This window comes from Cryobacterium arcticum (genome assembly GCF_001679725.1).
In the GTDB taxonomy this organism is placed as follows: Bacteria; Actinomycetota; Actinomycetes; order Actinomycetales; family Microbacteriaceae; genus Cryobacterium; species Cryobacterium arcticum_A.
This window is the reverse complement of the sequence record NZ_CP016282.1, coordinates 343,717-367,931: the sequence shown is the minus strand read 5'-3', so window position 1 is coordinate 367,931 and position 24,215 is coordinate 343,717. Positions and strand designations below refer to the sequence as shown.

Below are 24,215 nucleotides of genomic sequence, written 5' to 3'. Positions count from 1 at the left end.
GCCGGACCCTTCTATGGTGTCGAGGAAGAAGCTGCGAAGAGTGGGAGGTATGCGGCTGGGTCCGCCTCGCGGCGGACCCACCCGGTCACGCTGGTGCTAGCTCTTCGGCCAGCTGGACTCGATGGTGTCGACAACCTTCTGGGTGTCGTCGCCACTGAGCCAGTTCACGATGCCCTTCCAGAAGGAGTCGGTGCCCACGGCACCCGGCATCAGGTCAGAGCCGTCGAAACGGAAGACCGTGTTCGGGTCCTGCAGGATCTCGACGCTCTGCTTCAGGATGTCGCTGGATGCGAGCGAGGCGTCCAGGCCGGTGTTGGCGCTGATGACGCCGCCCAGCTCAACGCGGTTGTTCGCCCAGGTGTCGCTCGAGAGGTAGCTGAGCACTGCGGTGATCTCGTCGCTCTCGTTGAACGCGCTGACCAGCTCGCCACCACCGGTGACGGCCTGCTCTCCGCCGGCCTCGGCGGGCGGCAGCAGGAACGCGTAGACGTCGCCGTCAGGCGCGACCGTGACGGCGGAACCGTCGGCCTTCTTCCAGAAGCCCTCGTAGAACGAGGCCTGGTGGTGGAGGGCACAGGAGCCGTCGAGGATCGGGAGGCCGGCGTCGCCGAACTCCGTGGAGATGATCGAGGACACGTCGCCGAGTCCGCCGTTGACGTACTCCGGGTTCTTCAGGATCTCGCCGACCGAGTCAAACGCCTTGACGATCGCGGGGTCATTGAACGGGATCTCGTGCTTGACCCACTTGTCGTAGGTGTCCGCTCCGGCCTGGCGGAGGACGTAGTCCTCGACCCAGTCCGTTCCCGGCCAACCCGTGGCGTCACCCGATCCGACACCCGCACACCACGGCACGGTGCCGTCGGCGGCGATCTTGGCGGTGAGGGTCATCATCTCGTCGAGCGAGGTGGGGACTTCGTAGCCCTTTTCCTCGAACATCGACGGCGAGTACCAGACGTAGCCCTTGACGCTGGCCATCAGCGGTGCGGCGTAGAAGGTGCCGTCGGACGCGGTGCCGTAGCCCTTCCAGTCCGTCGACCACCACTTGTCAACGTTGGCCTCGACGGCCTCGGGAGCGGGCTTGAGGAAGCCGGCGTCGGCAAGCTTGTTGAACAGGCCCGGCTGCGGGATGATCCCGATGTCCGGCGCGCTGCCACCCTCGGCGAGAACGGCGATCTGAGCCTCGAACTCCTTGGTGCCGGTGTAGTTCACGGTGATACCGGTGCAGGCCTGGAAGTCGGCCCAGGACTGCACGAGGCGGTCGGCCTCGTCATCCTGAATGGTTCCACCGATGCTGACCTCGGGGTTGCCCTCGAAGGTTCCGTAGTCGGTGTAGGCGGAGCAGTCGGTGTCGGCCGCGTCCTGGGCGGCGATGTCGCCGGTACAGCCGGTCAGGGCGAGTCCCATCACTGCAGCTGCAGCGACCGGGACGAAAAGCCGGCGATGCTGTTTCACGCTCATGCAAATCCTCCTCGTTGAGTGTTGCTTGTGGTCGCTCCGGCTTCTCCGGAACCGACCGAATGTGTACTGCAGGTGCTCTGGGTCACACATCTGGAAACGGTTGCATAAGGAACCGGTTCCACACCACAAAGTACGGCACTGATTGCTTCGCCACAAGCCCAAAATGATTACGGATTGGCAAAGATCGCGCTCTCACGGCAAATCGCGCAGACGAGCATCACGCTCCGGTCCCGACTTTATGGAACCGGTTCCACTGCTGGGAGGGAACCGCTAAGGTGTGCACTAGCGTTTCCAAGGACGGAGGCTGAGATGAGCGCAATAGCCGATGTCGCGCGCCTCGCGGGAGTTGCCAAGGCCACGGCGTCCCGCGCCCTCAGCGGCCGGGGCTACGTCTCGGACGAAACCCGACAAAAGGTCGTCGCCGCCGCGGCCCTGATCGGTTACGTCGCCTCCCCCAATGCCGCGAGCCTCGTCACCGGCCGCACGCAGAGCGTGGGGGTGATCATCCCGTTCATCAGCCGCTGGTTCTTCTCCGAGATCCTGGAGAGCCTCGAGCAGTCGCTGCTCGCCCAGGGGTACGACATGACGCTGTACAACCTGCCCACGCACTCCGTCGAGCGGGAACGGGTCTTCGATTTCTTTCTCGCCCGCAAGCGGTTCGACGGCGTCATCTCGGTGGGCGTCGAACTCAGCGACGACGAGGTGACTCAGCTGCACCGTCTCGGCCGCCCACTGGTGGGCATCGGCGGCGAGATCCCGGGCGTGCACACCATCGCGATCGACGATGTCGCCACCGCACGCCTGGCTACGGAGCACCTGCTCAGCCTCGGGCACACCGACATCCGTCACGTCGGCGGCGACCAGATCGACCAGATGGACTTCGCCGTGCACACCAAGCGGCTGACCGGCTTCAATGCGGCCATGCGGGCCGCCGGCCACTCGACCGACGACGGATTCTCCGCCTGCGCCTTCACGGTCCCCGGCGGATACGAGGCGGGCCTCGCCCTGTTCGGCGACCCGCGCCGCCGACCCACGGCCGTGTTCGCCGCGAGCGACGAGATCGCCGTCGGGCTCATCATCGCCGCCAGGGAACTCGGCATCCAGATCCCCACCGAGCTTTCGGTGATCGGCATCGACGGGCATCCATACGCCGAGATGTTCCGGCTCACGACCATCGAACAGCATCCGCGCCACCAGGCCCGGATGGCCGTCGACTGGCTGCTCAGCGCCCTCGAACAGCCGTCGACCGTCGGCACGGCGCAGCTGACCCGGGTGCCGACGAACCTGGTGATGCGCTCCAGCACGAGCGCGCCGCGCTGATCGAGGGCACCGGATGCGCCGCCGGTGTGCACCGTGTCGCCGCCTCGGGTTAGCCTCGTGGGGATGATTCCCGAACCGACCGCCGAGCAGACGGATGCGCCCGTGCGCAACCACCTTGCAGCCGACGCCGGGAGCGCCGCCGCGGGGTACGGCGGCGCGGCAGGGCACGGCGGCGCAGCGGGGCACAGCGGCGCAGCGGGAACAGGGCCAGCGGCAGACCCGCAGGAGGCCGCGGCCGACGCAGCGGATTCCTCCACCGTGACCACACGGTACGCGCCCGCCCGTCCCGTTGACCTGGCCGCCACGATGGCACCGCACTGCCGCGGCCGGGGGGATCCCACCTGCCGCACCGACGCCTCGGGCATCTGGCGCACCCAGCGCACCCCGCTCGGACCGGCGACGCTGCTGCTCCGTCAGAGCGCCGGCGGCGACATCCACGCGCAGGCCTGGGGCCCGGGCGCCGCATGGTGCATCGACCGGGTGCCGGCCCTGCTCGGCGCAGAGGACGACTGGAGCAGCCTCGACCTGAGCGCGCATCCGGCCATCGCGGAGGTGCGCCGCCGGGCGCCCGGCGTGTGGCTGGGCAGCTCAGGGCTCGTGTTCGAGTCCCTCATCCCGGCGATCATCGAACAGAAGGTGACCGTGCTGGAGGCGCACCGCGCCTGGTACCGGCTCATCCGGCAGCACGGCGAACCGGCTCCAGGGCCGGCGCCCACGGGCATGATGGTCTCGCCCGGCCCCGAACGCTGGCGGCTCGTGCCGTCGTGGGACTGGCACCGCGCCGGCGTCGACCCGCGGCGCTCGCGCACGGCCGTCACGGTCGCCGCCGTCGCGGCATCCCTCGACCGCCCGGTCGACGCCGTCACCGCCGGGCGCCGGCTGCAGTCGCTGCCGGGCGTCGGCCGGTGGACGGCCGCCGAGGTCACCCAGCGCTCGCACGGCGACCCGGATGCGGTGAGCGTCGGCGACTACCACCTCGCCGCCCAGGTGGGCTGGGCCCTCACCGGCACACCCGTCGACGACGACGGCATGCTCGAGTTGCTCGAACCCTTCCTCGGCCACCGGCAACGGGTGGTGCGGCTCATCCTGGGCAGCGGGTACCGGGCACCCCGCCACGGCCCGCGGATGACCATCCAGGACCACCGCTGGCACTGACGGTCGCCGCGTGGGAACGCGCTCGCAGCGTGGGAAAATGCTCGCGGCGTGGGATATTCGGGCGAATAGCGCACGCTGCGAGCACAAACGCACGCTCCGAGCACCACGCACGTTTCGCCACGGCTGCTTCGTGGCGAGGAAGTGGCTCGCGGCGCAGGAAAAAAGCCCGCGGCGCAGGAAAAGTGTCGCGGCGCAGGTAAAACGTCCGCGTAACCTGCGCCACCAGGTCAAACCTGCGCCACGACTGCACACCTGCGCCACGAGCGCACCGGCCGAGGGCCTGCGGCGGTCAGCTGTCGCCGGCGCCGATGGCCTCGGCCTCTTCGAGGGAGCTCTCGACGCCGCCGTCGGCGCGGGCCAGGTGGTGCCGGCCCAGAACGATCACGAGCAGGGCCACCAGAACGGATGCGCCCGCGGCGAAGAACGGCGTGGCCGAGGTGAACCCGTCGGCCAGCAGGGTGGCCGCAGGGGGCGCGATCGCGCCGCCGAGGAACCGGACCCCGGAGTACGCCGAGGACGCCACGCTGCGGGGCAGGTCGGTGGCCTCCATCACGCTCTCGGTCAGCACGGTGTTGAGCACGCCGAGCAGCAGTCCGCCCACGATCACGCAGAGCACCAGGCCAACGGCCGAGCCGATCAGCAGTCCGGCCGCGACCAGATCCGCCGCGAGCAGCGGCAGCACGAGCCAGAGCACCCGGCTGCGGCGCATCCGGCGGGTGAGCAGCGGGGCGACCCACACCGAGGTGATGGCGAGCGAGAGTCCCCAGCCGAAGAAGACCAGGCCGAGGCTGACGGCGCTGCCGAGGCCCAGCGGAACCAGGGCGAACGGGGTGCAGGCCAGCAGCACGAAGAAGCCGATGTTGTAGAACAGGGCGGCGCCGGCGAGGATCCCCAGGCCAGGCCGGGCGAGCGCCCGGAACGGGGCGGACACGTGGGTGGGCACGGGGCGCGGCCCCTCGGTCTTGAGCAGCACGACGATGGCGATGAAGCCGACGGCCATGAGGGTGGCGCTGCCGAAGAACGGTCCGCGCCAGCTGATGCTGCCCAGCAGTCCGCCCAGCAGCGGGCCGATGGCGATGCCCAGGCCCAGCGCGGCCTCGTAGAGGATGATCGCGGAGGAAGTGCCTCCGGCCGCGGCCCCCACGATGGTGGCCAGCGCGGTGGAGATGAACAGGGCATTGCCCAGGCCCCAGCCGGCGCGGAAGCCGATGATGGATTCGACGTCCTGGGAGAGGCCGGCGGCGAGGGCGAACACCACGATCAGGGCCAGGCCGATCAGCAGGGTGCGTTTGGCGCCGATGCGGCTGGAGATCCAGCTGGTGAAGAACATGGCCACGCCCGTGATGAGCAGGTAGCTCGTGAAGAGCATCTCGGTCTCGGTGGGCGTCGCGGCGAGGTCGGCGGCGATGGCCGGCAGGATCGGGTCGACCAGGCCGATGCCCATGAACGCGATCACGCAGGCGAAGGCGACGGCCCAGACGGCCTTGGGCTGGTGCAGGATGCTCGCTCCCGCGGCCGAGCCGTGGCCGCCACTCTGGCCGACTGGGGCTGTCGAGACCGATCCGCGTGAGGCCGAGCCGGCCGGGGCGGTCGAGGTGGACGCTGACGTGCGGCGGCTCATCGGGCGACCTCCGACACCGTCGCAGCGCGGCGCCCGGGCGCCGCCTGGCGCTCGGTGGCCTCGACCCGATCGCGGAGAATGGCGACGGCCCGCTCGAGCGTGTCGACATCGGATGCGGGCAGGTCGGCGAAGTAGGGCAGCAGGGCGGCGGCCAGCTCGGTGCGCCAGGCCAGCAGGGCGGCCTCGCCGTCCGGGGTGATCGCGATGAGGCTGACGCGTGCGTCGGCGGCGTCGCTGGTCCGCGCGATCCAGCCGCGGGCGAGCAGGCCTCCCACGAGTTTGGTGACGGTGGGCTGCGAGACGCGGCTCAGCTCGGCCAGTTCGCCGAGGCGGATGGGGCCGCTCGTGAGCAACACGCTGAGCGTGCGCCAGAGGGCGGGCGACTCGGTGCCGCGGGCGGCGCGGGCGGCGACCCGGGTGAGACGGTGGTTGACGGAGACCAGGTCCCCGAGGATGGAATGTAGATCAGCAGGCATCCGCCAACTATATACATAGCCAAGCTATATATCCAGCCCGCCTCCCCCGCGAACCTCGAGTAAAGCCCCGGAAACTCAAGCTTTTTGTGGCTTTTCTCACAGTTCGCGGAAGGGGCGGGGAACGGAAACGGGCGCCGCATCCGTGTGGATGCGACGCCCGTTTCGCGAGTGATGCGGCTAAGCCGTTACACCTGAAGAACCAACCCCTTGCGGGGCGTGATTACTTGAGGGTGACGGTGGCGCCAGCGGCCTCGAGGGAAGCCTTTGCCTTCTCGGCAGCTTCCTTCGCAACGCCCTCGAGGACGGCCTTCGGCGCGCCATCGACAACGGCCTTGGCCTCGCCGAGGCCCAGGCTGGTGAGCTCGCGCACAACCTTGATGACCTGGATCTTCTTGTCGCCAACGGCGTCGAGGATGACGTCGAACGCGCTCTGCTCTTCGACCTCTTCGGCAGCGGCGGCGGGGCCAGCGGCTCCGGCGACGGCGACGGGGGCAGCGGCGGTGACCTCGAAGGTCTCCTCGAATGCCTTGACGAACTCGGAGAGCTCGATGAGGGTGAGGCCCTTGAACTGCTCGAGCAGCTCTTCAGTGGAAAGCTTTGCCATGATTTTTCTCCTATTAGTTTCTAAAGTTACTCACCGCGGTACAGGCAGATGCCTAGTTCGCGGACTCCTGCTTTTCACGCAGCGCGTCGATGGTGCGAACAGCCTTCGACAGCGGTGCGTTGAACAGATATGCGGCTCCGAACAGCGAGGCCTTGAAGGCGCCGGCAAGCTTGCCGAGCAGAACTTCACGGGACTCGAGGTCGGCGAGCTTGCCTACCTCTGCGGCGGTCAGGGGGTTACCGTCGAAGTAACCACCCTTGACAACCAGGAGAGGGTTTGCCTTGGTAAAGGCACGCAGCTTCTTTGCGACGGTGACAGGGTCACCGTGCACGAAAGCGATTGCGGACGGGCCAACGAGCTCCTCGTCAAAAGACGTGATGCCGGCGTTGTTGGCCGCAATCTTGGTCAGCGTGTTCTTTACCACGGCGTACGTGGCGTCCTCACTGATGGACGTGCGCAGCTCCTTGAGCTTCGCAACAGTGAGACCGCGGTACTCGGTGAGCAGAACGGCGGTCGAGCTCTGGAACTTGTCCTGCAGCTCGGCGACCGTTGCTTCCTTGTTCGCCATGGCGCTCCTCTAAATATTCATGTGCCGGTAGCCCGGGGCGCAGACATGAAAAAAGCCCCAGCGCAAGCGCCGGAGCTGAGGCCAGTTGGACTGGCTAACTTCGAACACCTGCGCGGGCCGTTCACGTGAATGAACCTTCGATCGCTTTTCCATTTCTGGGCAGCGACAACCGGCGGTCTTTGGCTGTTCCCCACACTACGGGATGCGCGGGGCCCGGCGCAAATCGACGGCTGCGCCCGCAATCCCAGAAAAGTAGTTGACAGAAGTCCACTAAGTATTTATAGTTGACTTCTGTCAATCAGATCTATGGAGATTCATGCCTCGCCGCTCTCGCACCACCCCCACACCGAAACGTGCCATCTCGGCCGACGGTTCAATGTCCAAGCGCCAAGTGCTCGAAGCCCTGTCCGGCCTGCTGCTGGGCATGTTCGTCTCGATCCTCGCCGGAACCGTCGTCAGCACGTCGCTGCCGATCATCATCTCCGACCTCAAAGGTGACCAGTCCGCGTACACCTGGGTCATCACCGCGACGCTGCTGGCCACCACGGTCTCCACGCCCATCTGGGGCAAGTTCGCCGACCTCTTCAACCGCAAGCTGCTCATCCAGCTCGCCCTGGCCACCTTCGTGATCGGCTCGGCCCTGGCCGGCTTCTCGCAGGACACCGGAACGCTCATCGGCTTCCGCGTGCTGCAGGGCCTCGGCGCCGGCGGCCTGGCCGCGCTCAGCCAGATCATCATGGCCGACATCATCAGCCCGCGTGACCGCGGCAAGTACGCCGGCCTCTTCGGCGGCGTCATGGCCCTCGGCACCGTCGGTGGCCCGCTGCTCGGCGGCGTAGTGACGGATGCGTTCGGCTGGCGCTGGAACTTCTTCATCGCCCTGCCCATCGCGATCGTGGCGATCGTGCTGCTGCAGCGCACCCTGCACCTCCCCGCCCGCGTCAAGCGCGTGGTGAAGATCGACTACCTCGGCGCTGCACTCATCGCCGGCGGCGTGTCGCTGCTGATGATCTGGGTCACCCTGGCCGGCAACGACTTCGAGTGGGCGTCCCTCACCTCGTTCATCATGGTCGCCGCGGCCGCCGTGCTGCTCATCGCGGCCGTGATCGTGGAGTTCAAGGTCCCCGAGCCCATCATCCCGCTCACGCTCTTCAAGAACCGCACCTTCACCCTGGCCACGATCGCCAGCATCTCGGTGGGCGTCTCGATGTTCGGCACCTCGGTGTTCCTCAGCCAGTACATGCAGCTGGCGCGGGGCGCCACGCCCACTCAGTCCGGCCTGCTGACCATTCCGATGATGGGCGGCCTGCTCATCTCGTCGACCCTGTTCGGCACCCTGATCAGCCGCACGGGCAAGTGGAAGGCCATCATGGTCTCCGGTGCGGTCCTCGTGGTCGCCGGGCTGCTGCTGCTCGGCACCCTGCAGTACGACACCAACCTGGTGCTGGTGGGCATCTTCATGGCCATCCTCGGCGCGGGCCTCGGCATGCTCATGCAGAACCTCGTTCTCGTGGTGCAGAACTCGATCGAGGTGCAGAACCTCGGCGTCGCCACCAGCGCTGTCACGTTCTTCCGCAGCCTCGGCGGCACGGTGGGCGTTTCGGTGCTCGGTTCGGTGCTCGGCACCGTCGTTGCCCAGCACATCAAGGACGGCATCGCGGACCTCGCCCCGGCCGACCAGGCCGTCGCCGTGCAGACGCTGGGCTCCGGCGCCATCCCGCACATTAGCGACCTGCCCGGCGCGATCCGCGTCGTGGTCGAGTCCGCCTACGGCTCGGGCGTCGGCACCGTGTTCCTGCTCGGTGTTCCGCTGGCCCTGATCACGCTCCTCATGGTCGCGCTGATGCCCAACGCCTCGCTCGGCACCCAGAATGCGATCTCGCTGGCCAAGGCTAAGGCCGAGATCGACTCGTCCGCAACGCCCGCCGTGGCACCGGACAGCGCCGCGGTCGAGAGCCTCGAAGACGCCGACCTGCGCGAGCTCGAAGACGCCGAAGACATTCTCATCGAGGTGGGTGCGGCATCCGCCGGCCTGACCCCGGTGGGCCTGGCCCACCCGACGGGCTCGATTCGCGTGCAGCCGGGCGCCGACGAGACGCTCGGACAGCACGGCACAGGTCGCTAGTCTGATGGTCATGACCGACCACGGCGCACTCCCCCCGGTCACCGGCGCCCCCGGCGGCGCGGCCCCCTCGGCCGACGTCACCGAGGCGCTGGCCGAGGTGGAGGAGCAGATGATGGTGCTGGCGGCGTATGTGCGCGGCGCCATCCGCGAGGCGGCCACCCGGATCGACCCAGCGCTGCAGCCCTTCGGCCTCAAGATCCTGCGAATGCTGCGGCGCTGCGGCCCCACACACGCCAGTGCGCTGGCCGAATCGCTCGACGTGGACCGCAGCGTGATCAGCCGGCAGGCTCGGCTGCTCCAGGACCTGGGTCTGCTCGAACTCGCGGCGGACCCGGCCGACGGGCGGGCCCGGTTCCTCGCGGCGACCCCGCTCGCGATCCAGCGTATGAACGAGGTTCCCGGCGGCGACAAGAGCCTCCTGCATTCCCGGCTGGCCGCCTGGCCCGAAGACGAGCTGCAGGAGTTCGCTCGCCTCCTGGAGAAGCTGAACTCCCCCGACGGAGAGCCGTCGGCCCAGGCCTAGTTCTGCCCGGCAGGTCTCCGGCATGATGGAGGCCATGACCAGCAGCGCAGCGGCTCATCCGTACATCGTGCGGGCCAGTCGTCAGACCGGCGACTATCCCCGGCCCCAGCTCGTGCGCCCGCACTGGCACGAGCTGGCCGGCGAATGGGACTTCGCCTTCGACGACACCGATGCGGGCGAGGCCGCCCGGTGGTACGTCGAGGCGCGTTTCGAGCGCACGATCCAGGTCCCCTTCCCGTTCGAATCGGCGGCCTCGGGCATCCACGACACCGGGTTCCACCCCGTGGTCTGGTACTCGCGCCGGTTCGGCGCCACGGAGCTGCGCGCGGCCGGCCTCAACCCGTCGACGGATGCGGGGCAGCGGGTGCACCTGCATTTCGGCGCCGTGGACTACCGGGCCAGGGTGTGGATCGACGGCCGGTTCGTCGGCGAACACGAGGGCGGGCAGACCCCGTTCTCGTTCGACATCACGGATGTGCTCGACCTCACCCACCGCACCGCACCGGAACACACCGTGGTCGTGCGCGCGGCCGATGATCCGCTCGACGCCGCCCAACCGCGCGGCAAGCAGGACTGGCGGCTCGACCCGCACTCCATCTGGTACCACCGCACCAGCGGTATCTGGCAGCCCGTCTGGCTGGAGGTGACCGGCAGCACCAGCGTGACCGTGCTGCATTGGACACCGGATTTGGTGGCCGGCACCGTCACGGTGCGGGTCGACCTCAGCCGCCGCCCGCCGGCCGGAAGCAGGCTCAGTTATGCCCTGAGCTTCGAGGGCGAACCGGTGCTGGAGGCCAGCCACACGGTCTCGGACACCTCCTGCACCAGCATCCTCACCCTGCCGGCCCAGCGGAACGGCCAGGCCGCCCACGAGTTGTACTGGAGCCCGGAGGAGCCCCGGCTGCTGGACGCCACCGTCACGCTCAGCGCAGGGGGCCAGGCCCTGGACGAGGTGCACTCCTACCTGGGCCTCCGTTCAGCCGGAGTGGGCCAGGGCCGCTTCCTGTTGAACGGGCACCCCTACTTCGTGCGCTCGGTGCTGCAGCAGGGCTACTGGCCCGAGTCGCACCTGGCCAGTCCCGCGCCCTCGGCCCTCCGGCGCGAAGTGGAGCTGATCAAACAGCTCGGTTTCACCGCCGCCAGGGTGCACCAGAAGATCGAAGATCCCCGGTTCCTGTACTGGGCCGACCGGCTGGGCCTCCTCATCTGGGGCGAGGCCCCCGGCGCCTTCGAATTCAGCGCCACGGCCATGCTGCGCACGCTCTCGGAGTGGACGGCGGCGCTGGAGCGGGACCACTCGCATCCGTCGATCGTCACCTGGGTGCCGGTGAACGAGAGTTGGGGCGTGCCGCAGATTGCCCGGGACCCGGCCCAGGCCGCCTTCGCCCGGTCCCTGACGGAGCTCACCCGGGCGCTCGATCCGTCCCGTCCGGTCGTGTCCAACGACGGCTGGGAGCACGTGGGCTCCGACATCCTCACTGTGCACGACTACGCCGCCGACGGCGCCACCCTGCTCGCCCGCTACCACGACGCCGCGGCCGTGGCCCGCCTGGTCGCCGGGCCGGGGCCGGCCGGGCGACGCCTCGTGCTGCCGGGCCAGGCGGGGCCGGGCACCGACCCGACCACCGAGGTGCCGGGCTCGGAGACGCCGGGCCCGCCGGTGATGCTCACCGAGTTCGGCGGCATTTCCTTCGCCGGGCACCGCACCGCCGACGACGACGACGACGCCGCCGACGCGGCCGGCTGGGGCTACTCCACCGCCACGACGACGGATGATTTCCTCGCCCGGCTCGACAACCTGTTCGCGGCCGTGGAGGCGAGCACGGTGCTCGCGGGTTTCTGTTACACGCAGCTGACCGACACGCTGCAGGAGACCAACGGACTGGTCGACGAGACCCGCACGCCCAAGGCGCCGCTGGCGCGGCTGCGCGCGATCATCGACCGGAAGCACCCCGGGCCCACCAGTGAGCCGCCGCCGGCGTGAGCCGTCACCGGGCTGACCGGTGCGCGGCCCGACACGGTCAACGCCCAGTCAGCGCCCGGTCCGGCCACGCCAGGCCGGGCCCGCTCAGGCCAGCGGCAGCTCCACCCGGAAGCTCGTGCGGCCCGGCCGGCTGTCCACCGTGACCTCACCGTGGTGCGCCTGAACGACGGCCTGCACGATCGCCAGGCCGAGGCCCGTGCTGCCGCCGGTGCCCCGGAACCGGGAGCTGTCGCCGCGGGCGAACCGCTCGAACAGGGTGGCCCGGAGGTTCTCGGGGATGCCGGGGCCGTCATCCGTCACCGTCACCACGGCCCGGTCGCCCTCGGTGGCGAGCGCGACCTCCACCCGGGTGCCGGGGTCGGTGTGGACGCGGGCGTTGGCCAGCAGGTTCGCGAAGACCTGGTGCAGGCGCGGGCCGTCGCCGGCCGCCAGCACGGGCTCCTCGGGCAGGTCCAGGTCCCAGACGTGGTCGCGGCCGGCCGCATGGGCGTCGCTGACCACGTCCACGAGCAGGCTCGTGAGGTCCACGGGTTCGCGCTCCAGCTCGCGGCCCTCATCGAGCCGGGCGAGCAAGAGCAGGTCCTCGACGAGACCGGTCATCCGGATGGACTCACTCTCGATGCGGCCGATGGCGTGCTTGGTGTCGTCCGGCAGGTCCTGGCCGCTGCGCCGGGTGAGCTCCGAATAGCCACGGATCGACGCGAGCGGGGTGCGCAACTCGTGGCTGGCATCCGCGACGAACTGGCGCACCTTGTTCTCGCTGGCCTGCCGGGTCTCCAGGGCGATGTCGACATGGTCGAGCATGCGGTTGAGCGCCGAGCCCACCCGGCCCACCTCGGTGCGCGGATCGGTGTCGGCGGCGGGCACCCGCTCGACCAGGAGCACCTCGCCGCGGTCCAGCGGCAGTTCGGAGACCCGTGTCGCGGTCTCGGTCACCCGCTGCAGCGGGCGCAGGGCCAGCCGCACGATGGCGGTGGCCAGGAAGGCCACCAGCACGATGCCGGCCAGGGAGACCAGCGCGATGATGACGGCCAGTTGGGTGGCCGTTCCCGTGACCGACGAGACCGGCAGGCCCACCAGGAAGAGCGTTCCGGAGCGGGCGGTCTCGGCCATCACCCGGTACTCCCCCACGTCGCCGCCGAGGTCGACGCTGAACGGCTCCGAGGTCTGCCCGTTCCGCACGGCCGTGTCCAGCTCGGTCACCAGCTGGGTGACCTGGTCGTTGGTGAGCCCCACGATGGTGCCGGCCTGGTCGGTGTACCCGGCCGTGACCGTGCTGCCGTCGTAGACCAGCGCAAGCGTGCCGGACTGCTGCGACGGGCCGTTCAGCACATAGCTGGCGGAGGGTGACACCCCGCTCGGGGGACGGTCGAACAGGTTGATCGAGCGGTCGGCGGTGTTCTTCAGCTGGCTGTCGAGCCCGTCCATCAGGTTGGCGCTCAGGATGGCGACGCTCACGACACCGATCACGAGACTGACCAGGGCGAGCAGTCCCACCACCGCCACCACCAGGCGGCGGCGCAGGGTCCAGGGTGCCCGGCCGCTCGCCGTGGGGATGATCGGCGCCGGCGGCCGGGTGGAACGAACGTTCATCAGGCGATCTTCAGCATGTATCCGGCGCCGCGCACGGTGTGGATCATCGGCTCCCGGCCGGCGTCCACCTTCTTGCGCAGATAAGAGATGTAGATCTCGACCACCGACGACTTGCCGCCGAAGTCGTAGCTCCAGACCCGGTCGAGGATCTGGGCCTTGCTGAGCACCCGGCGGGGGTTGCGCATCAGGAACCGGAGCAGCTCGAACTCGGTGGCGGTCAGTTCGATCTGCTCGCCGGCGCGGAACACCTCGTAGCTGTCCTCGTCGAGGGTGAGGTCGCCCACGGTAATTCGGGGGTCGGTGGAGTCGGAGACCGCGAGGGTGGACCGGCGGATGAGGCCGCGCAACCGGGCCACGACCTCCTCCAGGCTGAACGGCTTGGTCACGTAGTCGTCGCCACCGGCGGTGAGACCGGCGATGCGGTCGTCGAGGGAGTCCTTGGCGGTGAGGAAGAGCACCGGCGTCTCATAGCCATCCGCCCGCACCCGCTGCAGCACCTGCAGACCGTCGATGTCGGGCAGCATGATGTCGAGCACGATGGCATCGGGCCGGAATTCGCGCGCCAGGGTGAGTGCTGCACGGCCCTCACCAGCGGTGCGCACCTCCCAGCCCTCGTAGCGCAGAGCCATCGAGAGCAGATCGGTGAGCGTGGGTTCGTCGTCGACGACGAGCACCCGGATGGGGGAACCATCGGCCTTGTGAAGGCGGGGTCCGTGGGCCGACTGCTCGTTCGCTCGTGGTGTCATGAGAAGAAGTATCCATGTCGTTCCTATGAACCGTCTATGTGTTGTCCACGGTGACTCTGTGAACCACCCGCGCGGGCGGACGCCGCCGAATCCCTGGGCAGATTCATAGGCGCGCCATAGTCCGGCCATAACGGCGCTGCCTAACTTCGAACTCATGAAGGCGGGATCCTCCCTGCCCCGGACTGGAGAATCGATGTTTGTCACCTATTTGCGACGAGAACTGGCGGGTCGCCGCAAGCAGACCGCCATCGTCGCCATCGGCATGGCGCTCGCCATCGCCCTGGTCATTATCGTCAACGCCGTCTCGAGCGGCGTGCAACTGGCGCAGTCCACCGTGCTCGCCTCGGTCTACGGCGTGGGCACCGACATCACGGTGAGCCAGACCCCCACGGCGCCCACCGAGGGTGAGGCCGGCGCGGGCGGACCGCAGAACTTCGACTTCGGCGCGGATGACGGCGCCACCACCGACGGCACCACCACCGTCAGCCAGGCCCGGCTCTCGGTCGACCGCGGCACCACCTCCTTCGACTCCACCGCCCTCGACACCGTGAGCGGCATCGACAACGTGACCGCCGCCGCGGCCACCCTGTCGCTGAGCAACACCACCTTCGACGGGGCCCTGCCCGACTTCTCCGAGAGCGGCGGCATGCCCACCGGCGGCGACGCCGCGGCCGGCGGCACCCCGCCCAGCGGCGGCCCGGACGGCGCCGGCGGCAGCTCGTTCAGCGTCGACTCGTTCACCGTGCTCGGCCTCGACCCGGCCAATGAGGCCGTCGGCCCGCTGTCTGCCGTGAGCCTCACCGACGGCCGCAGCCTCGAAAGCACCGATGCAGGTACCAATGTCGCCGTGCTCGACGCCAGCTACGCCACCACCGCCGAGCTCGTCGTGGGCGACACCGTCGCCATCGCCGGCACCGACTTCACCGTCGTCGGCCTGGTCAGCGCGTCCAGCGCGGATGCCGCCACGGCCTCCAACGTGTATATCCCGCTCGACGTGGCCCAGTCGCTCTCCGGCCTCGACGGCCAGGTGACCGACGTCTACGTGCAGGCCGCCTCGTCCACCGATATCGACCAGATCCAGACCGACATCGAGACCGCCCTGCCGGATGCCACCGTGCAGACCCAGTCCGACCTCGCGTCGAGCGTGTCCGGTTCGCTCTCCAGCGCCTCCGACCTGGTGAAGAACCTCGGCCTGTGGCTGTCGCTCATCGTGCTGGCCGCCGCGTTCCTGATCGCCATTCTCTTCACCATCTCCGGCGTCACCCGGCGCACCCGTGAGTTCGGCACCCTCAAGGCGATCGGCTGGTCGAATGGCCGGATCGTGCGCCAGGTGGCCGGCGAGTCCCTCGTGCAGGGCCTGATCGGCGGCGTCGTCGGCATCGTTATCGGCCTGATCGGCATCTTCGTGATCAATCTGGTCGCTCCGACACTCACCGCCGGAGCGGCGGCCACCGAGGCCGGCCCCATGGGAATGCCGGGCGGCGGCGGCTTCGGCCAGCAAGCCGCGGAAGCCGCGACCAGCGACATCGTCCTGCAGGTTCCGGTGACCCTCTCGGTCATCCTCATCGCCGTGGGACTGGCCGTGCTCGGCGGCCTGTTGGCCGGCGCCATCGGCGGCTGGCGCGCCTCACGGCTGCGCCCGGCCGAAGCCCTCCGCAGCATCGCCTGATGCGCCCATCCACGTTTTCTCAAGCCTAGAGAAGGAACCACGTAGCCATGTATCAACTGACCAACGTCACCAAGAAGTACGACCAGGGCAAACGCTCCGTGACGGCCCTCAACAATGTCACCCTGTCCATTCCCGACGGCCAGATGGTCGCCATCCAGGGCCCCACCGGCGGCGGCAAGTCCACGCTGCTGCAGATGCTCGGAGCGCTCGACCGCCCCACCGACGGAACCGTGGAACTCGGCAGCTCGAACCTCTCCAAGCTCGGTGACGGCCCCCTCGGCAAGATCCGGGCGCAGGAAATCGGCTTCGTGTTCCAGGGCTTCAACCTGATCCCCACCCTCACGGCGCAGGAAAACGTGGAGACCGCCCTCGCCCCGTTGGGCGTCCCCGCGGCCGAGCGCACGTCCCGGGCCACCGCGGCACTGGCCTCGGTGGGGCTCGGCGAGCGCGGCAGCCACCTGCCGGCCGAACTCTCCGGCGGGCAGCAGCAGCGCGTCGCCATCGCGCGCGCCCTGGTGAAGGAACCGGCCGTGCTGCTGGCCGACGAGCCCACCGGCAACCTCGACGAGCAGACGCGCGACGAGATCATGGAGTTGCTCGAGGGGCTCTGGCGCGACCGTGGCCTCACCCTGATCGTGGTCACCCACGACACCGCCGTGGCCAAGCGGGCGCAGCGCCGCCTCCTGATCAAGCAGGGCGTGGTCAAGGAAATCGGCTGACCCGACCGGCGCATCCCGGTCGAGTGACGCGCGAACCCGCCGGATCCCCCGTGGATCCGGCGGGTTTGCCCAGTTGTGCCGTCGAAGCGCGGCGGGGTGTCCGCCGGCGCCGCCCGCACGGAGCAGAATGGAAGACGTGTCCGATTCCCTGCTGTCCCTCTTCGAGCTGGACGAGCAGATCCCGGTCTCCCTGCACCGCGGGGGTGTCCCGGCCGGCGCATCCGCCACGGCCCCCGCACCGGCCGTCGCCGTACCGGGCCTGACCCATCTCAGCCGCATCGTCGCCGACTCCACCGACCGGGTCGCGTGGCTCCGGGCGCGCAGCCAGGGCATCACGGCAACGGATGTCGCCAAGCTCGCCACCGAGAAATCGGTGCACGCCGCGGCCAGGGAGAAAATCAACGGCAGCGGCTTCGGCGGCAACCCGTACACCGACCACGGCCGGGCCAGGGAGCCCGAGATCGCGGCCTGGGTGCTGGCGAACTACGGCATCGAACCGAGCACCAACCTCTTCCACGCGGCGGGGCAGCCGCGCCACCTGGCCACGCCCGACGGCCTGGGCTTGGGCGGAAACGGCGTCTTCGAGCTCGCCGAGATCAAGACCACGAGCAAGCCGTGGCGCAGCATCCCACGCTCGTACCTGCGACAGATCTGGTGGCAGCAGTATGTGCTGGGCGCCGACCGCACCCTGCTGGTCTGGGAAGAACACGACAACTTCGTGCCGCGTTCCGCCGTGCCCGAGTGCCGGTGGATCGACCGGGACGACGACCAGATCAGCATCCTGGTGCGGTTCGCCGACCAGCTGATCGACCTGCTCAACCACCAGCGTGAGCGTGAGCGCGCCGACGCCCCGCCGCCCTACGACTACGGTCGCTGAGCGTCCCGGTCCGACCCGGCCGTCCGTGCTGGGCGCCGGGCACGCGCCTCGATGAGGCCGCCGACGACCATCACTCCCGCATAGCCGAAGAGTCCGAGCGCGGCGAGCGGCACGACCCAGGCCTTCACCGGGCCGGTCAGCACGGTGTTGACCAGGCCGATCAGCGGCACGGAGTACCAGAGCCGGCCGCGCACCTGGGCGGCCACGACCGGATCGACGTCGGGGACGCTGTTGTTGTCCCCGCGCAGGGTGAAGGTGCGGACACCGTCGGCGGCCACGCTGATGCCCACGATGCGGTGGGTGACGACGGCCGGTTCACCCGAACGGATTTGATACGTGACCACGTCCCCGATGGCAAGGCTGTCGCTGGGTACCGGACGCACCACGATGAGGGTGCCGGGTGGCAGGCCGGGCTCCATCGAGCTGGTGAGCACGGTGAGGGGGATCGCCCCCGTGAGCTGGGGCACCACGATCACGAGCGCGGCCAGGGCGATCACCAGCAGGAGCAGCCCCGCACTCAACCCGCGGCCCAGATAGTGCCACGCACTGAGCTCGGCCGGCTCGGCGCTGCGACGGACCCGGGCGTGGACCCGGGCCGGGCGCTGCGCGCTGTGCACCGTCATCTCAGCCTCCATTCGTCAGGGTGAACGCCTGAAGGGCCGAACCGTCGCAGGCGGCCACCCGCAGCTGGGGGTTGCCCGTCGCCGTCGTGCCGCCTGCCACATCCAGGCACATGTTGTTGCGGTTGCGGAACAGGAAGGTTCCGCTGCCCGGCGCGATCTCCACGACGGTCCACTGCTGCGAATTGGTCCTGGCCGTGCCGCGCAGGATGGACGCAGTGGTGTTCGCGCTGTCCCAGAACAGGGTGGGGGCGTAGCGTGCCGCGACCCGCACATACGCCCCGGTGGCGACGAACTGCCAGTTCTGGTTGCCGGCACCCGCGGTCTTGCAGGGGAAGCTGATCAGCGCGGTGCCCTCCGCGGTGGCCGCCGCCTCCCCGTCCACGCAGAGCTGGCTGGTCGTGTTCCGGATCGAGTACCAGCCCGTCGCGGTGCGGCCCGTCGTGCTGAGGATGCCGGCCGGTGACGCCGGCGAGACGTCGACCGGGGAGGCCGAGTCGACGGCCTGCACTGTGTAGCTGTGCCGGGTGGCCACGGTGAGGGCCAGGTCGGTGAAGGTCCTGTTCGCGGCCGGCACCGTCGCGATCACGACCGAGTCGCGCAGGATGCGGTACCCGGTGACCGCTGCAGTGTCGGCCGGAGCCGTCCAGGCCAGGGTGATGCTCGAGTCGGTGGCTGCCGCCGCGGTCGGTGCCCCCGGCGTGAGCGTGTCGGCCATGGATTGTGGAGCGCTCGCGGTGGCTGTTCCGGTCCAGTTGCCCTGCGCGGCGGTGAGCGTCGCCGTTGCCGTGACGCTGCCGGCCACCAGGGCGAACCGTTGGGCCTGGGTCACCGAACTGCGCACGCAATAGACGGCGCTCGCGCCCGGCGCCAGCGTGCCGGTCAGCGGTCCGACGGTGACCCAGGTGCGGCCGGGCGTACCGGCCGTCGTGGTGGTCGCGGTGCAGTTCGTAGCGGAGGCGACGGACCAGGCGCGCACCTCCACCGCACTCGCGAGGGCCGTGGCCGTCTGGGCCGCGAGAGTGAGGGTGTACGGCGCGGGAACGGTGCCGGTGTTGGTGACGCTGACGGGCGCCGTCACGGCGAGCGCGGCGGAGGAGTAGACCGCTTGCAGGGCGGGGAAACCGGTCAGGGTGACACCGAGGGTGCCTGCCGTCACGGATGCTGTCGCCGGGCTCTCCGGCGTCGTCCACCCGGCCTGGGCCTCGCCCGCCCCTGCGCCGAGCCCGGCACCGAGGAAGGCCAACACCATGCTGAGGGACAGCACGGCACGCCCGCCGGGCCGGACGGTCCGGTGCTCGGCGGTCGACGCTGCCCGGCTGGTCACGGTCGTCAGGCCTGCGTCCCGGTGACGCGCAGTGCGAAGCCGGTCGCCGACTGGCCCTGGCTCGACGCCGGGGCGCTGGCCGGCAGGGACACCGACACGCACAGCGTGCGGGACGCCCCCACGGCCAGGGTCACCCCCAGCAGCCCGGCCGGGGCCTGGGCGAAGGAACCCCGCCAGGTCGGTGTCGCGGTTCCGGCGGTGCACGCGGCGCTGGAGTCGGCCGCGCCGAGGCCCACACTGAGCGCCTGGGACAGGGCGTTGGACGCCGTGGCGACGCTCGGCGGAGTGAGCCCGGCCACGCCGAGCAGCAGGGGCACATCACCGGTGTTGGTCGCAGTGACGGCGCCATACAGGGTGAGCCCGGGGTAGAGGGCCGTGCCGGGAAGGGTCAGCGCGGTCAGGGTCAGCGCCGCCGTTCCCGAGGTGATCACGGTGGGCGCCGCGGGCGTCGACGCCCGCGCGGTGAGGAAGGCACCGGTGCCGCCCGCCGCCGACGCCCCGAGCAGGGCTGCCGCCAGTGCCCCGACGGTCAGCGCGAGGACGGGCGCCCGGTGTGCCCGGGGCGAGCGGCGCGGCCGGCCGGGCCGTGCCATCCGGTGGCCGGGGTGAGGTCGGCGCATCCGCACCCGCGGTTCGCTCTGGTCCGCTGTCGGAGGCATTCGAACCGCCCTTCGTTTCTCCGGTGTTGCCGGTGTCGGCCGCGCCGGTCGGCGCTACTTCTGGGTGAGCGTGACCGCCAGGGCGGCGAGGTTGACCGAGCCCAGCTTCGAGGAGTTCTCGAGGCCGGCGGTGGCGCTCTTCGGGTAGGTGATCGTGATGCTCACGGTCACGTCCTGTGCCACTCCCGCGGTTCCGGCGGTGACCGTGAAGGGCGCCGCACCCGTCGAGATCCCGGTTCCGGTAGCGGTCAGCACGGCGGTCTTGCCGAGGTAGGCGGCCAGTGCGACGTCCGCGGGCGCTGTCGAGGTGGCGGTGATGGAAGCCGGGTCCACAGCCAGCGTTGCCACGAGGTTGTCGCCCGTGGCCGTGATGCTCAGCCCCTTCGTGTAGACGAGCACGTCCCCGGGCACGATCTTGAACCCCGTCATGCTGGCCCGGGGAGCGCCGCCGTTGACGGTCCAGGATCCGGCGGTGGTCGAGGAGGCCAGCTCGAGGGTTCCGGCGACGATGGTGCCGCCGCCGATGGTCCCGGCGGAATTCCAGAGGGCGAAGGAGCCCGCACCACCGAGCAGGAGCACCACACCGGCGACACCGGCGATGGTGCCTTTCAGGAGCTTGTTCATGATTTCCCTTTCACGACGGCCGTCCGGGCGTCGGGTTCCGCCTGCCATTCGGCGGGCGCGCAGCACCTCCCGGCCTGCGGGCACGACGAATCGGCCGGCCTCGGCGCACGCGGGCGTCGGGGTCGGTGGGCTCGGAATACCTGAAAAACCGAACGGGGCAACTGACGATGAGTTGCAGCGGGTAGAGGTCGAGGCCACGGTGACACCCGGCTTCTCTTCCTGTTCCCACACTAGATTCGCCCGGCGCACTCGGTGCGTGTAACGCTCCCCCAGCAGAGGGCACATTGGCCGGTTTTCCACCCCCAAATTGAGTCACAACCGCTAACTGACGGGCCAGACCGGCCGATCGTTGCGCCCGCAGCCACCCCCCGTCTGGCCGACCCGCGCGGGCGGCAGCACCCGCGCACTCGCCCGTCGGTGACGCAGAATAGGACTATGTCTGTTTCCCCGGCCCTGCCCCCGCACATGCGCGCCCTCGTGATCGACCGCACCGGCGGTGCGGAGGAACTGCACCTCACCGAGCTGCCCGTCCCCGTCCCGGTCAGCGACGAGCTGCTCATCCGGGTGCTCGCCGCCGGCATCAACCCCATCGACGCCAAGACTCGGGCCGGGTCGGGCGCCGCCGCCGCGATCCCGGGTTTCCCCGTGGTGCTCGGCAACGACTTCAGCGGCATCGTCGTGCGCTCCCCCTATGACACCTTCCCCTTGCAGCCCGGTGACGCGGTCTACGGCATGGCCCGGCCGCCGCGCATCGCCGGAACCTACGCCGAGTACGTGGTCGTGTCGAGCATGTCGGTGGCCCGCAAACCCGCCGCGGTGAGCCATGTGGAGGCCGCGGGCATCCCCCTCGCCGCTCTGACCGCGTGGGGCATGGTGACCCTGGCCGGCGCGGCTCCCGGTCAGCGGATGCTCGTGCACGCCGGCAGCGGCGGCGTCGGCCACTTCGCGGTGCAGTTCGCCCGGCACCTGGGCGCCCACGTCACCGCCACGGGGTCCACGGCGTCGGTCGAGTTTCTGCAACGCCTGGGCGCCCACGCCGTGATCGACTACAGCACCACCCGGTTCGACGACGAACTGCGGGACATCGACAGCGTGATCGACCTGATCGGCAACGTGCACGATCAGACCGGGACGCGTTCGTTGACCGTGCTCCGGCCGGACGGGCTGCTCGTCAATGCGCCCACCGGCAGCTGGCCGACCATGCAGGCTGAAGCCGCTGCCGCCGGCGTGCGCGTCACCGGCTACAAGGTCGCCGCCGACGCCCGGGTGCTCGAGAAGATCACCACCCTGATCGACAACGGCACGGTGCGGGTCAACATCGATCAGGTCTTCGACCTGGCCGACGGTGCCGCCGCGCACCGGGCCCTCGAGGGCGGGCATACCCGCGGCAAGATCGTGCTCCGGGTGTCCGACGCCGACGAGAGCGCCGCGTGAGCGGCACGGAGGCCGCTGCCGAGCCGGGACCGGCCCGGCCCGACGGGCCCTCGCTGGTCTGGCTGCGCGACGACCTCCGCCTCGGCGACAACCCGGCCCTCACCGCTGCGGTCGAACGCGGCCGGCCGATCACCCTGCTCTACCTGCTTGACGAGGTCTCCCCCGGCATCCGCCCGCTCGGTGGTGCCTCGCGCTGGTGGCTGCACCAGAGCCTGGTCTCGCTGGCCGCGGATGCTGCGGCGCTCGGCGGTCGTCTGGTGCTGCGGCGCGGCGCGGCCGAGGCCATGATCGGCGAACTCGTCGAGGAGCTCGGTGCTGGCGCGGTGTTCTGGAACCGCCGGTACGGTGCCGCGGAGCGCGAGTTGGACACCCGCATCAAGACCAGCCTCACCGATGCCGGCGTCGTGGCGCACAGCTTCGCCGGGTCGCTTTTGTTCGAACCGTGGACCATCCGCACCGGCGGCGGCACCCCGTACACGGTGTTCACCCCGTTCTGGCGGGCGTGCACGTCCGGGCCGCCGCCGCGTGCCCCCTATCCAGCTCCGGCCGAACTCAGCGACGCCGACCCGGACCTCGACAGCGACGACCTCCCCTCGTGGGAGTTGGAGCCAAGCCGACCCGACTGGGCCGGCGGGCTGCGTGAGGCCTGGACGCCCGGCGAGAGCGCGGCGCAGGAGCTGCTCGCGGACTTCCTCGACGAGTCCTTGCCGACGTACGGCACCGAGCGGGACCTGCCCGCGCAGCAGGTCACCTCCAGGCTGTCGCCGTACCTGCGCTGGGGTCAAATCAGCCCACACCAGATCTGGCACACCACCGACGTCGCCCGCCGTGGGCTCACCGGCGCGGCCGCCACCAGCGCCACCCGGTTCCTCACCGAGGTCGGCTGGCGGGAGTTCGCGCACCACGTGCTCTTCCACGCGCCGGATCTGGCCACCGTCAACCTGCGCCCCGGCTTCGACGCCTTCCCCTGGCCGCCGCTCGACGTGCGGGCTCTGGCCGCCTGGCAGCAGGGCCGCACCGGCATCCGTCTGGTCGACGCCGGTATGCGTGAGCTGTGGCGCACCGGCACCATGCACAACCGGGTGCGCATGGTCACGGCGTCCTTCCTCATCAAGAACCTGCTCATCGACTGGCGACTCGGCGAGCAGTGGTTCTGGGACACCTTGGTCGATGCCGATCAGGCCAGCAACCCGTTCAACTGGCAGTGGGTGGCCGGCTCCGGGGCGGATGCGGCGCCGTACTTCCGGGTGTTCAACCCCGAACTGCAGGCGACCAAGTTCGACCCGCACAACGAGTACGTGCGCCAGTACGTGCCCGAGTGGGGCACAGATGCCTACCCGGCGCCGATCGTGGACCTCGGCGAGACCCGCCGCGCCGCCCTCGCCGCCTATGAGCAGGTCAAGTCCGCCCGCCCCACCCCCGACTAGCCCTCCCGCCCCTCCCGCGAACTGTGACTTCAGCACCTCGCGGGTGGGGTGGGGGCTAGAGGGAGCGCTCCAGGACGTAGTCGTCTTCGTAGCGCTCGCCCACGAGGAACCGCTTGATGCCCACCTGCTCGAAACCGTGCTTGCCGTAGAAGCGCAGGGCCCGCACGTTCTCCTGGTTCACGCCGAGCCAGGAGCCGGCCGCCCCACCCTGGCGGGCGGCGTCGAGAGTGGCCGCCATCAGGGCGGCTGCCGTGCCGCTGCCGTGCGCCTCGGCGCGCACGTAACACTTGCTCAGTTCGGCGGTGGGGCGGATGCGGATCGCACCGGCGGCATCCGCGTCGTGTGGTTCGCCGAAGACGAGCATCGTGTATCCCACGAGCGTGCTCGCGCCGGTTTCCGCGACGAGCAGGAGCCGGTCGGGGTCGGCGAGGAAGGCCTCGAAGTTGGCCGGGGCGAGCACGTCGCGGAGGAATGCGGCGATGGCGTCGGCGCTGGTGTGCGGCGGGCAGGCCAACGCGAACGTCGCCGCGGCCAGCTCGGCGAGCGCTGCGGCCTCATCAGAGCGGGCGGGGCGAATGCGCGCCCCGGCAGCGGATGGCGCGGCAGCGGGCGGCACGGCGGGCTGGGCGGCTTCGGGCGGGGTGGTGTCGGTCACGATCCCAGCTTCGCAGCAGGTTTCCCGGCAC

Annotated in this window: 22 protein-coding genes; 10 read left to right on the top strand and 12 right to left on the bottom strand. The window is 70.0% G+C overall.

The features are described 5' to 3' along the window. Positions 1-96 precede the first annotated feature (96 nt). A complete protein-coding gene (locus PA27867_RS01715; RefSeq protein ID WP_066592338.1) occupies positions 97-1,458 on the bottom strand; it encodes an ABC transporter substrate-binding protein in 1,362 nt (453 codons plus the stop codon). 309 nt (positions 1,459-1,767) lie between these two features. Here PA27867_RS01715 and PA27867_RS01710 point away from each other — a divergent pair, with 309 nt between their 5' ends. Further along, on the top strand, positions 1,768-2,778 hold the full coding sequence (locus PA27867_RS01710; RefSeq protein WP_066592335.1) for a LacI family DNA-binding transcriptional regulator: 1,011 nt from the start codon (positions 1,768-1,770) through the stop codon (positions 2,776-2,778). Between the two features lie 63 nt (positions 2,779-2,841). Continuing rightward, positions 2,842-3,933, top strand: a complete 1,092-nt coding sequence (locus PA27867_RS01705; protein ID WP_236900796.1) for a DNA-3-methyladenine glycosylase family protein — start codon at positions 2,842-2,844, stop codon at positions 3,931-3,933. 289 nt (positions 3,934-4,222) lie between these two features. Here the strand turns inward: PA27867_RS01705 and PA27867_RS01700 are convergent, their stop codons facing one another. The 4 genes from PA27867_RS01700 to rplJ form a co-directional block, all read right to left on the bottom strand. Continuing rightward, entirely contained in the window at positions 4,223-5,554 is a 1,332-nt protein-coding gene (locus PA27867_RS01700; protein WP_084020543.1) for an MFS transporter, read from the bottom strand. After that, a complete protein-coding gene (locus PA27867_RS01695) occupies positions 5,551-6,030 on the bottom strand; it encodes a MarR family winged helix-turn-helix transcriptional regulator (RefSeq protein WP_066592332.1) in 480 nt (159 codons plus the stop codon). Before PA27867_RS01695 ends, PA27867_RS01700 begins: the two co-directional genes overlap by 4 nt. Positions 6,031-6,250: 220 nt before the next feature. Continuing rightward, the gene (rplL, locus tag PA27867_RS01690) at positions 6,251-6,634 is read right to left on the bottom strand and encodes a 50S ribosomal protein L7/L12 (protein WP_066592329.1); all 384 of its coding nucleotides are present in this window, start codon (positions 6,632-6,634) and stop codon (positions 6,251-6,253) included. Between the two features lie 52 nt (positions 6,635-6,686). Continuing rightward, positions 6,687-7,202, bottom strand: coding sequence for a 50S ribosomal protein L10 (rplJ, locus tag PA27867_RS01685; RefSeq protein ID WP_066592326.1), 516 nt, complete (start codon positions 7,200-7,202; stop codon positions 6,687-6,689). Between the two features lie 376 nt (positions 7,203-7,578). Here rplJ and PA27867_RS01680 point away from each other — a divergent pair, with 376 nt between their 5' ends. Genes PA27867_RS01680 through PA27867_RS01670 form a run of 3 tightly spaced genes read left to right on the top strand, consistent with a single transcriptional unit; the run spans position 7,579 to position 11,834 of the window. Beyond that, positions 7,579-9,327, top strand: coding sequence for an MFS transporter (locus PA27867_RS01680; protein WP_084020542.1), 1,749 nt, complete (start codon positions 7,579-7,581; stop codon positions 9,325-9,327). Between the two features lie 10 nt (positions 9,328-9,337). Further along, a complete protein-coding gene (locus PA27867_RS01675) occupies positions 9,338-9,850 on the top strand; it encodes a MarR family winged helix-turn-helix transcriptional regulator (RefSeq protein ID WP_236900795.1) in 513 nt (170 codons plus the stop codon). Between the two features lie 34 nt (positions 9,851-9,884). Beyond that, positions 9,885-11,834: a glycoside hydrolase family 2 protein gene (locus PA27867_RS01670; RefSeq protein WP_157109078.1), complete on the top strand. Its 1,950-nt coding sequence runs from the start codon at positions 9,885-9,887 to the stop codon at positions 11,832-11,834. Between the two features lie 84 nt (positions 11,835-11,918). Here the strand turns inward: PA27867_RS01670 and PA27867_RS01665 are convergent, their stop codons facing one another. Then, the gene (locus PA27867_RS01665; protein WP_066592319.1) at positions 11,919-13,427 is read right to left on the bottom strand and encodes a sensor histidine kinase; all 1,509 of its coding nucleotides are present in this window, start codon (positions 13,425-13,427) and stop codon (positions 11,919-11,921) included. Beyond that, positions 13,427-14,173, bottom strand: coding sequence for a response regulator transcription factor (locus PA27867_RS01660; RefSeq protein WP_066592315.1), 747 nt, complete (start codon positions 14,171-14,173; stop codon positions 13,427-13,429). Before PA27867_RS01660 ends, PA27867_RS01665 begins: the two co-directional genes overlap by 1 nt. A 193-nt stretch (positions 14,174-14,366) precedes the next feature. On the opposite strand from PA27867_RS01660, the gene PA27867_RS01655 reads away from it, so the two are divergent. The 3 genes from PA27867_RS01655 to PA27867_RS01645 all read left to right on the top strand — a co-directional run bounded on the left by PA27867_RS01655 (position 14,367) and on the right by PA27867_RS01645 (position 17,438). Next, a complete protein-coding gene (locus PA27867_RS01655) occupies positions 14,367-15,842 on the top strand; it encodes an ABC transporter permease (protein ID WP_066592311.1) in 1,476 nt (491 codons plus the stop codon). A gap of 47 nt (positions 15,843-15,889) precedes the next feature. Next, positions 15,890-16,561 (top strand): ABC transporter ATP-binding protein, encoded by a 672-nt coding sequence (locus PA27867_RS01650; protein ID WP_066592308.1) that lies wholly within the window; start codon positions 15,890-15,892, stop codon positions 16,559-16,561. A 136-nt stretch (positions 16,562-16,697) separates the two neighbouring features. Next, positions 16,698-17,438: a YqaJ viral recombinase family protein gene (locus PA27867_RS01645; RefSeq protein ID WP_420480683.1), complete on the top strand. Its 741-nt coding sequence runs from the start codon at positions 16,698-16,700 to the stop codon at positions 17,436-17,438. On the opposite strand, the gene PA27867_RS01640 is transcribed toward PA27867_RS01645, so the two are convergent. The 4 genes from PA27867_RS01640 to PA27867_RS01625 are packed head-to-tail and all read right to left on the bottom strand — an operon-like array spanning position 17,426 to position 20,668. Further along, on the bottom strand, positions 17,426-18,061 hold the full coding sequence (locus PA27867_RS01640) for a signal peptidase I (protein ID WP_157109077.1): 636 nt from the start codon (positions 18,059-18,061) through the stop codon (positions 17,426-17,428). The genes PA27867_RS01645 and PA27867_RS01640 overlap by 13 nt on opposite strands. 1 nt (position 18,062) lies before the next feature. Next, complete coding sequence (locus PA27867_RS01635; RefSeq protein ID WP_066592303.1) at positions 18,063-19,385, bottom strand: RICIN domain-containing protein; 1,323 nt, start codon at positions 19,383-19,385, stop codon at positions 18,063-18,065. A gap of 5 nt (positions 19,386-19,390) precedes the next feature. Next, positions 19,391-20,044: a hypothetical protein gene (locus tag PA27867_RS01630; RefSeq protein ID WP_157109076.1), complete on the bottom strand. Its 654-nt coding sequence runs from the start codon at positions 20,042-20,044 to the stop codon at positions 19,391-19,393. A gap of 54 nt (positions 20,045-20,098) precedes the next feature. Further along, entirely contained in the window at positions 20,099-20,668 is a 570-nt protein-coding gene (locus PA27867_RS01625; protein ID WP_066592299.1) for an alternate-type signal peptide domain-containing protein, read from the bottom strand. A gap of 435 nt (positions 20,669-21,103) precedes the next feature. On the opposite strand from PA27867_RS01625, the gene PA27867_RS01620 reads away from it, so the two are divergent. After that, entirely contained in the window at positions 21,104-22,102 is a 999-nt protein-coding gene (locus PA27867_RS01620; protein ID WP_236900794.1) for an NADP-dependent oxidoreductase, read from the top strand. Beyond that, a complete protein-coding gene (locus PA27867_RS01615; protein WP_066592294.1) occupies positions 22,099-23,529 on the top strand; it encodes a cryptochrome/photolyase family protein in 1,431 nt (476 codons plus the stop codon). Before PA27867_RS01620 ends, PA27867_RS01615 begins: the two co-directional genes overlap by 4 nt. Before the next feature lie 55 nt (positions 23,530-23,584). On the opposite strand, the gene PA27867_RS01610 is transcribed toward PA27867_RS01615, so the two are convergent. Beyond that, positions 23,585-24,184 carry a GNAT family N-acetyltransferase gene (locus PA27867_RS01610; RefSeq protein ID WP_335582776.1) on the bottom strand — a complete coding sequence of 200 codons (600 nt, stop codon included), beginning with the start codon at positions 24,182-24,184 and terminating at the stop codon, positions 23,585-23,587. Positions 24,185-24,215 lie beyond the last annotated feature (31 nt).